The organism is Candidatus Izemoplasma sp. (genome assembly GCA_036172455.1).
Lineage (GTDB): Bacteria > Bacillota_I > Bacilli_A > Izemoplasmatales > Izemoplasmataceae > JAIPGF01.
In genome coordinates, this window is the sequence record JAXKVY010000001.1 from 457,106 (window position 1) to 472,878 (window position 15,773).

General features: G+C 34.6%; 14 protein-coding genes and 1 other annotated feature. Of the genes, 2 read left to right on the forward strand and 12 right to left on the reverse strand.

Annotated features, from left to right (window positions below; all coding sequences use genetic code 11):
* Nucleotides 1–7 precede the first annotated feature (7 nt).
* The 5 genes from rsmA to pta all read right to left on the reverse strand — a co-directional run bounded on the left by rsmA (nt 8) and on the right by pta (nt 4,519).
* Entirely contained in the window at nt 8–865 is an 858-nt protein-coding gene (rsmA, locus tag UMR38_02155; GenBank protein MEC9484662.1) for a 16S rRNA (adenine(1518)-N(6)/adenine(1519)-N(6))-dimethyltransferase RsmA, read from the reverse strand.
* On the reverse strand, nt 865–1,422 hold the full coding sequence (gene rnmV / locus UMR38_02160) for a ribonuclease M5 (GenBank protein MEC9484663.1): 558 nt from the start codon (nt 1,420–1,422) through the stop codon (nt 865–867). Before rnmV ends, rsmA begins: the two co-directional genes overlap by 1 nt.
* Entirely contained in the window at nt 1,406–2,545 is a 1,140-nt protein-coding gene (locus tag UMR38_02165) for an aldo/keto reductase (protein MEC9484664.1), read from the reverse strand. The genes rnmV and UMR38_02165 overlap by 17 nt, the downstream gene beginning before the upstream one ends.
* 2 nt (nt 2,546–2,547) lie before the next feature.
* Complete coding sequence (locus UMR38_02170; protein ID MEC9484665.1) at nt 2,548–3,456, reverse strand: YegS/Rv2252/BmrU family lipid kinase; 909 nt, start codon at nt 3,454–3,456, stop codon at nt 2,548–2,550.
* Between the two features lie 100 nt (nt 3,457–3,556).
* The gene (pta, locus tag UMR38_02175; GenBank protein ID MEC9484666.1) at nt 3,557–4,519 is read right to left on the reverse strand and encodes a phosphate acetyltransferase; all 963 of its coding nucleotides are present in this window, start codon (nt 4,517–4,519) and stop codon (nt 3,557–3,559) included.
* A gap of 102 nt (nt 4,520–4,621) precedes the next feature.
* On the opposite strand from pta, the gene UMR38_02180 reads away from it, so the two are divergent.
* Nucleotides 4,622–5,296 carry an HAD-IA family hydrolase gene (locus UMR38_02180; GenBank protein MEC9484667.1) on the forward strand — a complete coding sequence of 225 codons (675 nt, stop codon included), beginning with the start codon at nt 4,622–4,624 and terminating at the stop codon, nt 5,294–5,296.
* Nucleotides 5,286–5,702: an HIT family protein gene (locus tag UMR38_02185; protein MEC9484668.1), complete on the forward strand. Its 417-nt coding sequence runs from the start codon at nt 5,286–5,288 to the stop codon at nt 5,700–5,702. The genes UMR38_02180 and UMR38_02185 overlap by 11 nt, the downstream gene beginning before the upstream one ends.
* A 37-nt stretch (nt 5,703–5,739) precedes the next feature.
* On the opposite strand, the gene UMR38_02190 is transcribed toward UMR38_02185, so the two are convergent.
* From UMR38_02190 to dnaN, 7 genes are all read right to left on the reverse strand, one after another.
* Complete coding sequence (locus tag UMR38_02190; GenBank protein ID MEC9484669.1) at nt 5,740–7,110, reverse strand: leucyl aminopeptidase family protein; 1,371 nt, start codon at nt 7,108–7,110, stop codon at nt 5,740–5,742.
* A gap of 11 nt (nt 7,111–7,121) precedes the next feature.
* Nucleotides 7,122–8,396 (reverse strand): serine--tRNA ligase, encoded by a 1,275-nt coding sequence (gene serS / locus UMR38_02195; GenBank protein ID MEC9484670.1) that lies wholly within the window; start codon nt 8,394–8,396, stop codon nt 7,122–7,124.
* Nucleotides 8,397–8,430: 34 nt separating this feature from the next.
* Nucleotides 8,431–8,620 (reverse strand) — a binding site (T-box leader).
* 67 nt (nt 8,621–8,687) lie between these two features.
* Nucleotides 8,688–11,270: a DNA gyrase subunit A gene (gene gyrA / locus UMR38_02200; protein MEC9484671.1), complete on the reverse strand. Its 2,583-nt coding sequence runs from the start codon at nt 11,268–11,270 to the stop codon at nt 8,688–8,690.
* Between the two features lie 12 nt (nt 11,271–11,282).
* The gene (gene gyrB / locus UMR38_02205; GenBank protein MEC9484672.1) at nt 11,283–13,178 is read right to left on the reverse strand and encodes a DNA topoisomerase (ATP-hydrolyzing) subunit B; all 1,896 of its coding nucleotides are present in this window, start codon (nt 13,176–13,178) and stop codon (nt 11,283–11,285) included.
* Complete coding sequence (gene recF / locus UMR38_02210) at nt 13,165–14,265, reverse strand: DNA replication/repair protein RecF (protein MEC9484673.1); 1,101 nt, start codon at nt 14,263–14,265, stop codon at nt 13,165–13,167. Before recF ends, gyrB begins: the two co-directional genes overlap by 14 nt.
* Complete coding sequence (locus tag UMR38_02215) at nt 14,255–14,476, reverse strand: RNA-binding S4 domain-containing protein (GenBank protein ID MEC9484674.1); 222 nt, start codon at nt 14,474–14,476, stop codon at nt 14,255–14,257. Before UMR38_02215 ends, recF begins: the two co-directional genes overlap by 11 nt.
* A 101-nt stretch (nt 14,477–14,577) precedes the next feature.
* Entirely contained in the window at nt 14,578–15,702 is a 1,125-nt protein-coding gene (gene dnaN, locus UMR38_02220) for a DNA polymerase III subunit beta (GenBank protein ID MEC9484675.1), read from the reverse strand.
* Nucleotides 15,703–15,773 lie beyond the last annotated feature (71 nt).

Below are 15,773 nucleotides of genomic sequence, written 5' to 3' on the forward strand. Positions count from 1 at the left end.
TCGTATACTAATCTTTTATTAATTTATGTGTTAACTCAATAAAATCATGGACATCTAATGCTTCAGCACGCACTGTCGGTGATAACTCTAATGCGTCTATAGCTTCTTTAATGGTTTCATTGTTAATATCATCAAACCCTTTTAAGTTGTTATATAAGGTTTTTCGGCGTTGTTTAAAACTCGTTTTGATTAATCTAAAGAAAAAGGGTTCGAGATTCTTTGGCAACGCTCTTTCTTGTTTCATTTTAAGGGATATAATAGCACTATCTACATTCGGTTTGGGAATAAAGACTGTGCGTGGGACTTTAAACAAATATTCAGTTTCTGCTCGATATTGGATAGCTATCGACAAAGAATTATAATCTTTTGTTTTGGGATTTGATGTCATTCTTAAAGCCACTTCATGCTGCGTCATAACAATGAGCCTTTCAATCCTTGTTGTTTGTTCAAGCACTTTCATAACAACGGGGGTTGTGATGTAATAAGGTAAGTTGGCCACTAAAACAACCTGATCAAATGTGGAATCTAACTGTTCAATATCGTCGTCAATTTCCCGGTTTAACACGTCTTCATGAACCACAGTAAGGTTATCCGTTTCAAAGGTATCTGTTAAAAACTCAACGAGATCCTCATCTATTTCATACGCTAATACATGTTTAGACCGTTCAATAAGGTGTTCAGTTAAACTACCAAATCCTGGCCCTACTTCAACAACTAATGTTTCGTCTGTTATATTTGCCGCATCCACAATCTTTTCCAAAATATTTTGATCTACTAAGAAGTTTTGTCCATACTTCTTCTTAATGTAAAAAGATTTTTGTTTTATGATATCCGAAATTCGACTTGCTCGTCCTATTTTGCTCATTATTTCACCTCTAAAGCTTGTGTTATATCCTCTAATGTAATATGAAACATATTGAGTTTTTTACAAAATGTCTTTGCATTAGCTGGGCCTATATGGAAGTGTTCTGCTAGCATTTGGCGCTTTCTCTTGGCATCTTTACTCCCCATAAGTCCAAGTCGAGTTAAATCCTTTAATGTAATGGTCTTCTGCTTTTGTTTGTGACTTTTACGAATATGATTCATAGCCTCGATGATGTCTTCATCAGATGCATGCTCTATCCCTACTTTTTTCTTATTTTTACTGATACAGTTTACTTTTGGAATAAACGCATGGCGTGTTTCGCCAACATAGTCATTGATTACTCTTCGAATTCTTTCTCCTTGCATGTCTGGATCTAATAGTAATATTAATCCGCGATCATCGTTAAGTTGTTTGAGTTCATCTAGCGTTGTTTGGCTAATCTCACTCCCATTTGTAATGACAACATCACAGTCAGGAAAAATATGCTTAATACGCGCAAGGTCGTGATAGCCTTCAACCACCACAACCTCGTTAATCGTTTTAGTTTTTAAGTCCATTATCTTCTGCATAACGTTCAAAACGTCTTAATTCTGTTGGTATTTCGATGTTTTGTGGACACTTAGGTAAACATTCATTACATTCAATGCATGCATCCGCAAAGGCATCTTTATCCTGTAAATTTCCTATTTGCCATGAGCTATGTTTATCGTTATGATACATTGCATGACCATTAAAAATGCGGAAATTACCTGGTATATTGACACCATGTGGACACGGCATACAATAATTACAGGAAGTGCAATCGACTTCTGAATAAGACAATATTTTTTTACGAATATCACTTATTGCACTCACTTCATTATCTGTAAGAGATTCAAAAGGAGAAAAGGTATCAATATTGTCTTTTACATGATCCATTGTAGACATACCGCTTAGTATCACTTTAACATTTGGTAAGCTTCCAACCCATCGAAATGCCCACGATACAATTGATTTATTCGGATCAAGCGCTTCAAATTCTTGTTTGATTTCATCATTAAAGTTAACGAGATTTCCACCTTTAACAGGTTCCATAATAATAACGGGGATATTTTTTTCTGTGAGTAGCTTATACCCTGTCATCCCTTGTTGATGGTGAACATCCATATAATTTAATTGTATTTGGCAAAAGTCCCAATCATATAAATCTACCCATTGTCTAAATGTTTTCAAATCATCATGAAAACTAAATCCGATATTACGAATTTTACCTTCCTCACGATATTTTTCTAAATGTTTGATGACATTAAGTTTCTTTGCTTTTGCTAGACGGTCTTTATTTACGGCATGAATTAAATAAAAATCAAAGTACTCCACACCACATTTTTCTAATTGCTCGTGGAAAATTTTATCAACATCTTCTTCTGTTTCACATTCCCATAGTGGTAACTTATCAGCTAGATAAAACGATTCACGATCATAATCTTTGATAACTTCTTTCACAAACAATTCACTCTTACCGCCGTGGTAAGGGTATGCGGTATCAATATAGTTAACACCGTGTTCAACTGCATAGTCCATCATTTTTTTCGCTTCAACTTTATCGATTTCTCCATCTTTTAAGGGAAACCTCATACATCCAAAGCCTAATAATGATACCTCTTTTTCGTTGTTTCCTACTGAAATTTTGCGATATTCCATCATCATTGCTCCTTAAAATATCTATTTTGTATGCTTTCATCAACAAATAATTCAATTTGTTGTTTTTTAACTTCTAAACTTAAATTACCTGAATTGGCTTCTTCTCCATCCATATTCCATTTATGAGGATGATCGGTGTAGATTTTTGCCTTTGAGGTCCTAATCCGCTTCACTCCTGGTAAAAATTTAGGTCCTATGACAAATGATATAAAATATATCAAGTTGTTTAATAATGGTACATAGCGATATAAAACAATATCCAATTTCCCATCATCTAAAATAGGTTTTTTTACGATGTTAAAGCCTGCGACACGTTTTGAATTAACAACGAGTATTAATGAAAAATACCCTCTTAAAAATCCATGATCATGTTCGATTTTAGCCTTAATCATTGGAATTGTAAAAAATTCTTTGATTCCTGTAATGATATACGCAAAGTATCCTAGGTATTTCTTTAATTTAGAGTCTGTCACATAAGATATATCCACATATGTACCGATTGCAGATACATAAATGAAAGATCCTTTGTTACTTTTCGCATAATCCATTTTTACGCTATTTCCTCTAAAAATAATATCTAGCGCTTTTTTCACATCTTTTGGTATGCGTAGTGTACTGGCAACATCGCATGCTGTTCCCGCTGGAATGTACCCTATTTTTGGGTGATACTCACACTGATCTATTCCGTTTAAACATTCGTGGAATGTCCCATCTCCACCCGAAATAACCATTAAATCATCTCTGCGTTTACATGATTCTTTGGCTAGTTGTATAGCATGTTTCTGACGTGTTGTCTTTTCAATTAGTACCGTATATCCCTGTTTTTGTATTTGTGACTTTACATAATCCAGTTCTTGTTCAAATTGTTTTTTACCGCTCACTGGATTATAAATCACAGTACATTTTTTCATGTAATCACCTTGCTTCCATATTTTATTATACCACACCTATTCAATAAGCAAAACACCCATGTTTCATTAAAAAAGCACCTAGTTAAAGGTGCTTTAAAACTTATTTGTTAAGTGTTTGCGCTGCGGTAATAATCGCTGTGTTATAAGCGTCTTCAGCATCACATCCACGGCTCAAATCATTTACAGGTTGATTTAATCCTGCCAATATTGGTCCCATCGCTTCAAAATTACCTAAACGTTGTGCAATTTTATACCCAATATTCCCACTATTTAAATCTGGAAATACAAACGTGTTTGCTTGTCCAGCCACAGATGAATCAGGATATTTTTTCTCTCCAACACGAGGCACGAATGCTGCATCAAACTGCATCTCTCCATCTATCATATAACCCGAATCCATCTTCTGTGCTAACTCAACTGCCTTTTTAACTTTTTGGCTTTCTTCTGTATCAGCACTACCATTAGTTGAAAATGATAATAACGCAACCCTTGGTGTAATACCGAACATCTCTGCTGCTTTTGCTGATTCTACAGCAAATTCAGCCAGATTTTCAGATGTCGGATTTGGATTAATAGCACAATCTCCAAAGATATATTTCTCATCATCGCGGACCATTAAGAAATATCCAAATGTTCTTGAAACGCCTGGTTTGGTCTTAATTATTTGTAATGCAGGCAATACTGTTTCACCCGTTGAATGGGCTGCACCACTAACTAATCCGGCTGCTTTATTCATATAAACAAGCATGGTTCCAAAATAGTTTTCAACTTTTAATAATTTTAACGCTTCTTCTTTGGTGTTTTTTCCTTTACGTCTCTCAACAAATGCCTCAACCATGTCATCAAACTGATCATAGTCATTTGGATCAATAATGTCACATTTGCTTAGGTCAAACTTAGAATCAATCCCTTCTTCAGTCTTAATCAAAACAGGGGTAAGTAATCCTTCGCGGCTTAATCTTTCAGCTGCTTGTAAAATCCTTTCATCATTTGATTCTGGGAAAACGATTTTGATACCTTTACCTTTAATTTGTGATTTTAATTCATTTATAATCGTTGACACAATACCACTCCTAACGTATTCTATTTTACAATCTTTTCTTAAAAAAGCAATTTATATCATGAAAAAAATATTTTTATGTTACAATACAACTAGGTGATTTTTATGGCAAAAATAAATACCATCATCTATGATTTAGATGGTACATTAGTTAATACGAACGATATCATTGTAAAAAGTTTTAAAGCAACCTTTAAAAAACATTTCCCAGATATTTCATTAGACTTAGAGACCATAAAAAAATTTATTGGTCCTCCGCTCGATGAAACTCTTAGAAATTACACAAAGGATCCCTTTATTATTCAAGAAATGATTGATACCTACCGCTCTTTTTATCGTCAGTATGAGGAAAGGGGTCATGAATTATATCCTGAGGTTATTCAAACTGTCAAACAACTTAAGGCAGAGGGATATCAATTAGCAATTCTAACATCTAAGACACGTGACGCGGCTTGGCCTAGTTATACAGAGACAGGCTTATCAGATTATTTTGATCTGTTTATAGGCTGGGATGATGTCCCTAACCCAAAACCCCATGAAGATGCTGTGAATACTGTTTTAGTAGCACTAAACAATGTTAAACAAGCTATTATGATTGGAGATAATCAAGGAGACATTCTCGCTGGTAAAAATGCTGGTATTTACAGTGCAGGCGTTGCTTGGAGCTTTAAAGGTAGTGCCCATTTAATGTTGGTAGACCCAGACTATATGCTTAAAGATATGCCAGATATATTTCGTATATTAAAACTCATTGAAGGAGAGATAAGTTATGGCGAATGAATGTATTTTTTGTAAAATTGACAAAGGGGAAATCCCTTCATACACCGTTTATGAAGATGACTATGTAAGAGCTTTTTTAGACATAACTCAAGGCACAAAAGGTCACACATTAATTATCCCTAAGAAACACGTCAAGAATATCTATGACATAGATCAAGAAACAATTAATCACGTTTTTTCTGTAGTTCCAAAAGTAGCTCGTGCTCTACAAAAAGCCTTCAACCCCATTGGACTTAATATTGTCAATAATAACGATGAACCGCTTCAAAGCGTGTTCCATTTCCATGTACATCTTATTCCCCGTTACAAAGATGATGGAATGGTTCTAAAAACAGACAATAACTATGGTAAAATCTCCACTGAAACATTTAATAATCTGGTGGCTAAAATAAAAGAAAATTTATAATCTAAAAGGCTAAGCAAAATGATGCTTAGCCTTTTTTTTATGCGAATAACTCAACAAAACTTTTAACCATAACTCCTGTAGCTTCTTTCTTATTTGATGAGGTTCCAGCAATATCTAAATGAATCCATTCGGTCTTTTCTTCAACAAAATTCTGTAAAAATGCGGCAGCTATACTAGCCCCTGCTAAGGCAGATCCTTTATTTTGTAAATCCGCTACTTTACTTTTTAATTCATCATGATACACTTTAGTAATTGGCATTTCCCAAATCGGTTCATTGGTCTTTTCTGTAACAGCTTTAAATTCACTTAAGAATGCTTGATTATTTGTATAGGCACCTGTTAATTTGTTTCCTAAAGCCCGTACAATTGAGCCTGTTAACGTCGCTACATCAATGACACGTTTTGCGCCTTCTTTTTGAGCAAACCATAATGCATCTGCTAATGTTAAGCGTCCTTCTGCATCGGTTGAAATGACTTCTATAGTTTTACCGTTAGCAGCAGTTAAAATATCATCTGGTACAATTGCTTCTTTTCCAATACGGTTATCTGTAGCAGCAACAACACTCATTACATTTGCTTCTAACTCTAATTGAGCGATTGCTTCAATTGATGCGACCACAGCCGCAGCCCCTGCCATGTCAACTTTCATGCCTGGCATACTCGTTGGCGTTTTTAAAGAATATCCTCCTGTATCATACATGACTCCTTTTCCTACGAGACCTGTATAAGGCGATTTCCCACCGTTATTATATTTTATCACTATCAATTTAGGTTCATCAGTAGACCCTTTATTTACCCCTAAATATGCGCCCATATTCATTTCTTCTATGGCATCTTTGTCATACACATCGACAGTGATGTTTTGATATCTTTCTAACCCTTTCGCATGGATTGCAAGGGCTTCTGCATTCAGATAATTATATGGTGTGTTAACTAAATCTCTACAAGTGTTAATGGCGTCCCCGATAATTTGACCTTTCTTCAACGTCTCATAAACGTTTTTTTTCGCAAAGAAATAGGTTTTATAGACCGTTTTTTTTGTTTCTTTAAACCGATCAAAACGGTATTGTTCTGTTAATCTCTTTTCAACGACTTCACTTAATAAGGTTTTTTCTTCAGTTACAAATGTATCTCCTAGAAGAATAACATCTTCTTCCATCTTGGCGATGTGCGCGATAACATCTTCTTTATTGTCCAAAATACATGCCTTTTTCACTACTGTAATTTTCGATGTTTTAAGTTTTTTTAGTGTTGGAATTGTTGTTATTGTGTCGTCTAAAACGTCGTTAAAATTAATGTCTAATGCTTTTTCTAATTGGTTGACTATGTCATTGTTATTATCTGATGCTAAAACAATGTGTTTGTCTTCTTTTTCTAAAGTAAATGTTTTTTGCTCAATAATATCCATATCTCTCTCCTTTATTTGATAATATCTGTTTTCATATATGGGACTAATACTTCCGGTATTTTAATCGTTCCGTCTGCTAGTTGGTAGTTTTCCATAATCGCAACTACGGTTCTTCCTACAGCTAAGCCTGATCCATTTAATGTGTGAACAAACTCTGGCTTGCTCTTTTGGTCACGTTTAAACTTGATATTTCCTCTTCGAGCTTGGTAATCTTCTGCATTTGAGATACTACCAATTTCACGATATGTATTATATGAAGGTAACCATACTTCAATATCATATGTTTTTCGCATAGAGAAGCCTAAATCTCCCGTACAAAGATCAACAACACGGTATGGTAATTTTAGTAATTGTAAGACTTTTTCGCTATGTGTTAACATCTCGTCCAACGCTTTATAAGAATTTTCTGGTTTTGTAAACTTAATCAATTCAACTTTATTAAACTGGTGTTGACGAATAATCCCTCTCGTATCTCTACCGGCACTACCAGCTTCTTTACGAAACGCAGTTGTAAACGCTGTATAGCTGATTGGTAATTTTTCTGCATCGAGTATTTCATCACGATGTAGATTAATCGTAGGGACTTCTGCTGTTGGATTTAAGTAAAATCCTCTTTCATCACGAATTTGGAATGCATCTTCCTTAAATTTTGGTAGTTGTCCCGTTGCTGTCATTGACGCAGTATTCACCAAATAAGGTGGTAAAATTTCTGTATAGCCATGTTCATGAGCATGTAAGTCTGACATGAACTGGATTAATACCCGCTCTAACCTTGCCCCAAGTCCTTTATACACTGCAAAGCGGCTTCCCGCAACTTTTGTTGCACGATCAAAATCAATAATATCTAATGAATCCGCTAAATCCCAGTGCGCTAACGGCTCAAATTCAAAAGAAGTAGGTTCTCCTTGGGTCTTGATGATGACATTATCTGATTCATCTTTACCAACAGGGATATCAGGATGCGGAACATTTGGTGTCATCAATAATTGATGATGAATATCATCCTCAATCTCTTCTAGTTCCTTTTCAAGAGTTTTGACACCTTGCCCAATCTCAGCAATTTCATCAAATAACGGTTGAGGATCTTTCTTTTCGCGTTTATATTGGCCAATCTTTTTGCTGATTTCGTTTCTTTTGGCTTTTGTTGATTCAACTGTTTGAATCATTTCTCTTCTACGCTCATCCAATTTAACAAGTTCTTTTAAATAAGAGAAATCATCACCTCTCCTATTTAATAATTCAATGATTGTGTCGACATTATCTCTTAAATCTTTTAAATCTAACATACAATTTTCCTCCTTATAATAAAAAAATCGCCCTTAAAAGGACGAATAATCGTGGTACCACCTTATTTTAGAGTTGCCTCTATCTCATAGTTTATAACGGAACAACCCGAAGATCATTACTCTTACTCGAAGGGAGATTCACTCAGTCACTTTATTAGTTTTCACCCACCACTAACTCTCTTTAAAAGTGATTATCAGCTACTTGTCCTTGTCATCGTTGTTGTCTTGATAATATCAAAGCCCTTACGAATTGTCAATACATACAAAAAGAAAGAGAGGAAAATTCCTCTCTTATTCAGTAGTATCGTCTTTATCAGTTTCCTGAAGTGGATGTTCTGTGACTTTTTCTAAAGGCTTATCTTTAATGGTTTGAAGGTTAGTTTCTGGTGTAATCACGGGTGTATCAATCACTTCTTCAGCCGGTAATAAGATTTCCTCATCTTCTTCAGGTTCGATGATGGCTAATGACGCAATTTCATGTCCATCATTCAAGTTGATAAGTCTTACCCCTTGAGTTGCGCGTTTTGATATAGCAATTTGTTCAACTGGTAAACGAATAATCTGACCTTTGGTCGTGGTGATGATTAAATCCTCTGTACCATTTACACTGCGCATTTTACAAAGCGCACCATTTTTATCTGTGATTTGCAAGGTTTTTACACCTTTACCGCCACGATTTTGTTGGCGATATTCGGTCATTTCGGTACGTTTTCCATATCCATTTTCTGTCACAACTAAGACTTGATGTTTATTTTCTGATACGACGGTAAATCCAACGACCTCTTGATCATCTTCAATCAGTATCCCTCGGACACCCGTTGAAACGCGCCCCATTGGTCGTGCATCATTTTCATCAAAACGAATAGCTTTTCCGTTCGATGCGCCTAATAAGACATCTTTCGTTCCATCAGTTAAACGTACTGCGAGTAACTCATCATCGTCTCTTAAGTTAATTGCTTTAATCCCTGTTGTACGAATATTTTGATATTCAGATACTTTTGTCCGTTTCACAACACCTTTTTTAGTTGCGAAGAAAAGAAATTTATCGTTATCAAAATCATCAATTTTGGTTACTGCGGTTAGCCTTTCTCCTTCAGCTAATTCAAGTAAATTTACCAATGGTAATCCCCGAGATGTTCGACCGAAGTTTGGTATACGATACCCTTTCATTTTGTACACTCTACCAGTGTTTGTGAAGAATAAAATGTAGTTATGTGTTGAGGTAAAAATAACGTGTTCAACAACATCATCATCTAGTGTTTGCATACCTTTCATTCCCTTACCACCACGGTTTTGTGTTTTGTAGACTTCAGTATTCATGCGTTTACAATAACCACTGTTTGTAATGGTAATAATGACATCTTCTTCAGGAATTAGGTCTTCGTCTTCTAACTCTAAATCAAGTGATAAACTAATTTCACTACGGCGTTCATCACCAAATCTATTTTTGATATCAATTAATTGTTCTTCAACAATTTCATATTTTTTAAATTCGTTGTTAAGAATAAATTCAAGTTCTTCAATCGTCACTTGGAGATCTATAAGCTCTTGGTCTAATTTCTCTCGTTCAAGACCACTCAAGCGGCGTAAGCGCATTTCTAAAATGGCTTTAGCTTGTTTTTCACTTAAATCAAAGCGATTAATTAACTTTTCTTCTGTATCATCATAAGATTCTCTGATTGTCTTGATGACTTCTTCAATATTATCTAAAGCAATCAATAGCCCTTCTACAATATGGGCTCTTTTTTGTGCTTTATTTAAGTCATAATTTGTTTTACGTGTTAAAACATTAATTTGATGCGCCACATAATGCATTAAGATATCTTTGAGTGGCATGACTTGTGGCTGGTTATTGTTTAATGCCAACATATTGATTCCAAATGATGTTTGAAGTGGTGTATATTTATACAAATTATTTAATGTAACTTCCGCGTTGATCCCACGCTTTAATTCCATCACAACGCGTATCCCTTCACGATTTGATTCATCACGTAAATCCGTAATTCCCTCAATTCGTTTTTCTTTCGCTAAATTAGCGATTTTTTCAATTAAACGTGATTTATTAACCTGGTAAGGGATTTCCGTAACGATAATTTGTTTTTTGCCATTTTTGAGTTCCTTGATTTCACTCTTAGCCCGAATTTTTATTGATCCATTACCCGTTTCATAAGCTTGTCTTAATCCTGTACGGCCGAGAATAGTTCCACCAGTAGGAAAATCCGGGCCAGGAATATAAGACATTAATTCATCAATCTCTATTTCAGGGTTTTTAATATAGGCTAAAATGCCGTCAATGACTTCTGTAAGGTTATGTGGAGGGATATTGGTCGCCATACCAACCGCAATCCCAGTTGCACCATTGACGAGTAAATTGGGATATTTTGCAGGTAATACGCTTGGTTCTTGTTCAGTACCATCATAGTTTTCAACAAAATCTATGGTGTCTTTTTTTATATCTGCGAGCATATCAGATGTGATTTTATGCATTTTGGCTTCTGTATAACGCATAGCTGCTGCGCCATCGCCATCTATAGAACCGAAGTTACCATGCCCGTTTACTAGGGGATAACGATAACTAAAGTCTTGTGCCATACGCACCATCGCATCATAAATCGCACTGTCACCATGAGGATGATATTTCCCCATAACATCCCCAACGATTCTAGCTGATTTTTTGTACGATTTTTCTGGATACAGTCCGAGTTCGTCCATGCCATAAAGAATCCGACGATGTACAGGTTTTAACCCATCTCTAACATCTGGCAATGCGCGTGCTACGATAACACTCATTGCATAACTTAAAAATGAGGTCTTCATTTCATCAGCAATATTAATGCCTTTTATTTTATCATATAATGTCATATTTTCATCCATGTCAGTTGCCTCCTATACATCAAGGTTTTGCACGTATTTAGCGTTCTTTTCAATGAATTCACGCCGTGGTGCCACATCTTCACTCATTAACATGCTAAAGACGTCATTTGCTTCAATTGCATCTTCAAGTGTGACTTGTAACAAGGTTCTTGTCTTAGGATCCATTGTTGTTTCCCATAATTGATCTGGATTCATCTCACCAAGACCTTTGTATCGTTGAATAGATGCTCTGGTACCAAAATCTTCAAGTATCACTTTGAGTTGTTCTTCAGTAAAGGCATATTCTATCCGTTTACCTTGTTGTATTTTATATAACGGTGGTTGTGCAATGTAAACATATCCACGTTCAATAAGTGGTTTTAAATGTCTAAATAAGAACGTTAATAATAAGGTTCTGATATGCGCTCCATCGACATCGGCATCGGTCATGATGACTATTTTATGGTATCGTGATTCGTCAATATTAAATTCATCACCAATACCTGTTCCAAATGCTTGAATCATTGAAACAATTTCTTTATTTCCTAAGATTTTATCAAGACGCGCTTTTTCAACGTTAATAACTTTCCCTCGTAGGGGTAAGATTGCTTGAAATTCTGAATCTCTACCTTGTTTTGCACTTCCACCGGCACTATCTCCCTCAACGATATATATTTCAGACTTTTTAGGGTCTTTGCTTCTACAGTCAGCTAGTTTTGATGCAAACCCTAATCCATCTAATGGTGATTTACGACGGGTTGCTTCACGTGCTTTTTTCGCTGCAATACGAGCACGGGATGCCATTAACGCTTTTTCAATGATGATTTTAGCTTCATTCGGATGCTCATATAAGAAGCGTTCTAAACCTTCACTTAAAATATTAGCGACGATTTTACGGACTTCTGTAGAACCTAACTTTGATTTCGTTTGTCCTTCAAACTGTGGGTCTGGATGTTTAACGCTAATAATACTGATAAGTCCTTCTCGAGTATCTTCCCCAATAAGAGATTCATCTTTTTTGAAAATACCATTATCTTTACCATAATTATTTAACACACGGGTGAGAGTCATACGAAAGCCTTCTTCGTGGGTTCCACCCTCAATGTTGTTAATATTATTTGTAAAGCTAAATATATTTGGTCGGTAGTCTCTATTATATTGCATTGCTATTTCTACAATAATATCATCTATCTCACCTTCACAATAGATGATTGTTTCATGTAAAGAGTCGCTATGTTGGTTTAAAAAATCAACATATTCTCTGATTCCACCTTCATAATAATACTGATTCAATACAGGCTCTTCTTCACGAAAATCATTGATTTCAATTTCAATTCCTCGATTTAAAAAAGCAAGTTGTTGTACGCGATTACGTAAAATTTCATAATCATAGTGCGTAGTTTCTGTAAATACTTCTGGGTCCGCTTTAAATGTTGTGATGGTTCCCGATTTAGTAGTTTCTCCATGATCAACTAAGTCCGTTTCACGAATACCACGTTTATAGCGTTGTGTATACATGCGTCCATTTTTATAAATTTCTACTTTCATCCATTCACTAAGCGCGTTAACAACACTGGCACCAACGCCATGAAGACCTCCAGACACCTTATATGAGTTGTTATCAAACTTTCCACCTGCATGGAGTGTTGTTAGAATGGTTTCAACCGCTGGTAATCCAGTTTTAGGATGTATATCAACGGGAATTCCACGCCCATCATCAGCAACTCTTATAACATTATCTTTTAATATTTCTACGGTTATTTTGCTCGCTGCCCCTGCTAATGCTTCATCGATTGAATTATCAACAATTTCCCAAACTAAATGGTGTAGTCCCCTAGGTCCTGTTGATCCGATGTACATTCCTGGACGTTTCTTAACGGCCTCTAACCCTTCTAGTATTTGGATGTTACTTGAATCATATTTTTGCATCCTGTTTCAACTCCTTAATTGTACCTTCTTTAATGGTGTATATTTCTGTCTTTCCCAATGCTTCTTTAGAGATATGTTTTAAATCTGTTGTTGTTATAAATGTTTGAATATTCTCTTGTACAACATGAAACAATTTGTTTTGTCGTTTTTTATCCAACTCACTTAGCACGTCATCTAATAAAAGTACGGGATATCTCTTTGTTGTTTGATATATAGAGTCTATCAATGCTAATTTAATCGATAATACATATGTTCTTAATTCCCCTTGAGAAGCATGTGTTTTTGCTTCGTGTTGGTTAATTAGAAACTTTAAATCATCACGATGAGCACCTAGGTTTGTCGTACCGGTGATAATATCATACTTATACTTAGACCGATATACTTTTTCATAGTTATCTTCAATCGATGGTGCATATTCAATACTTAACTGATCATTACTTTCTGCTAATACTCTGTAGTATTTATTTGCGTATTCGTTAATTGTTTTGATAAAATCGCGCCTTTGATTCACCAAAAGCTTTAGGTAATCTATTAATTGTTCTGTGATAACCTCTAGCAATAAATAATCATTGGTTTGTTTTTCTTGTAAGGTTTTTAACAAATTATTCCGCTCTTTCAAAAGCGTTTGATATTTTTTTAAGTTATACATATAAGCTTTTGATTGCTGACCTAACTCGATATTTAAAAAGCGTCGTCTTATTTTAGGGTTCCCCTTAATTAGGTCTAAATCTTCTGGGGCAAAAAAAACAACGTTAAGAGATCCGATATACTCACTTAATCGCTCTACTTCAATTCCATTATATTTTGCCTTTTTACCGGTTTTCGAAATAATGACACTTAAAGATACTTCTTTGTCCTTAAAATCAATGAGACCTTTAATTTTGGCATACTCATCGCCGATTTGAATTACATCTTGATCTTTATTTGTTTTATGTGACTTTGTGAAGGCTAACATATTCAATGCTTCTAGAATACTTGTTTTACCTTGAGCATTATCACCAACAAAGATAATTTTATTGGAGTTAAATGGTTGTTTGAAGGTATTGTAGTTACGAAAGTTTTTTAACGCTAATTCTTTAACTTTCATTGTGAGTTATCTTATAGGTGTCATCACCAATGATATCGATAACATCTCCTGGATAACATTTTCTTCCGCGTTTAGTTTCTACAAGACCATTTATAGTGATTTGCTCATTTTCTAATAAAGCTTTAGCAATTCCACCAGATGAGACTATGTTCATATACTTTAAAAATTGTCCTATGGTAATATATTCTGTTGTGATTGGCGCCTCTTTCATAATACACACTTCTTTCATATATATACTATATTATAATTATATAATATATTAAAAGAATAAACAAGGTTATTTAGTGCAAAAAAAAGACCGAAAATTTCGGTCTATTCTGTTCTTACAGGAAGGATAAGTTGTAACATTTTATCATCGTATTCACCTTTGATGATAAAAGGTCTTATTTCACCTGTAAAATTGATTGCTACTTCGCTTGAATTAAAGATTTTTAGAGCATCCAAGATGTATTTTGAACTAAATGCAATCTTGAATGGTGTTCCAACAATCTCATCAACTGGATAAACCTCTTCTAAAACTTTACCAATTTCAGGACTGTTTGAAGTAATCTCAACAATATTGTCTTTGCGTAAACTGAGTTTAACAATGGCGTTGTTACCATCTCTACTAGATAATAAACTTGCCCGTTCAATAGCCGTCATGAGATCTTCTTTATTAAATTTAATTACAATTGGAAATTCTGTTGGAATAAGTTTTGATGTTTCCGGGTAATTCCCTTCTAACAATCTAGATTGAAATAATATGTTATTGTATTTAAATAAAACTTTCGAATGATCAAAATGAATCTCAACTTCATCATTATTGTTGTTTAACACTTTCAATAACTCTTCTAAGCTTTTTCCAGGGATTATAATATTTAATGGTTCATAAGTGTCTTTTAGTTCAATCTCTTTTTGACTTAATCGATAACTATCTGTCGCAATCCCTGTTAATTTATTACCATCTATTTTAAAGTTAACACCGGTTAAGATAGGTCTATTTTCAATAGTTGATGTAGCAAATGAAGTTTGTCTTATAATAGATTTTAATATTCTAACATTAATTTTGATAGATTTAACTTTTTCACTAAATTTTAATTCAGGATAGTCTTCTAAGTCCATCATATTTAATGTGATGTCAGAACGATCTGCTTCAATTCGTAGTGTGTTATCTGCCACTAGTGATAAATTTACTTTTAATCCATCTAGTTTCCGGATAATTTCAATAAAATACTTCCCTGGGATTAATAAAGATCCTTCTGTTTCAACATTCAAGCTAGGATCTTTAATATTAAGCTTGATAGCAATATCTGAATTGCTAGTAGTAATTATTAATTGATCTTTGAAAACATCTAATTTAATGCCCTGTAAAGCAGGATTAGGTGTTTTGTTTGATAATGCTTTTTGAGCAATTAGTAAATTGTTTAGTAAAGCATCTTTGTTAATTTGAAAGTTCATACCATCACCTCTAAATAATTATCTTTCTTTTTATTGTTATTATTATGTTGTGTGGAAATGTGGAAAAGATT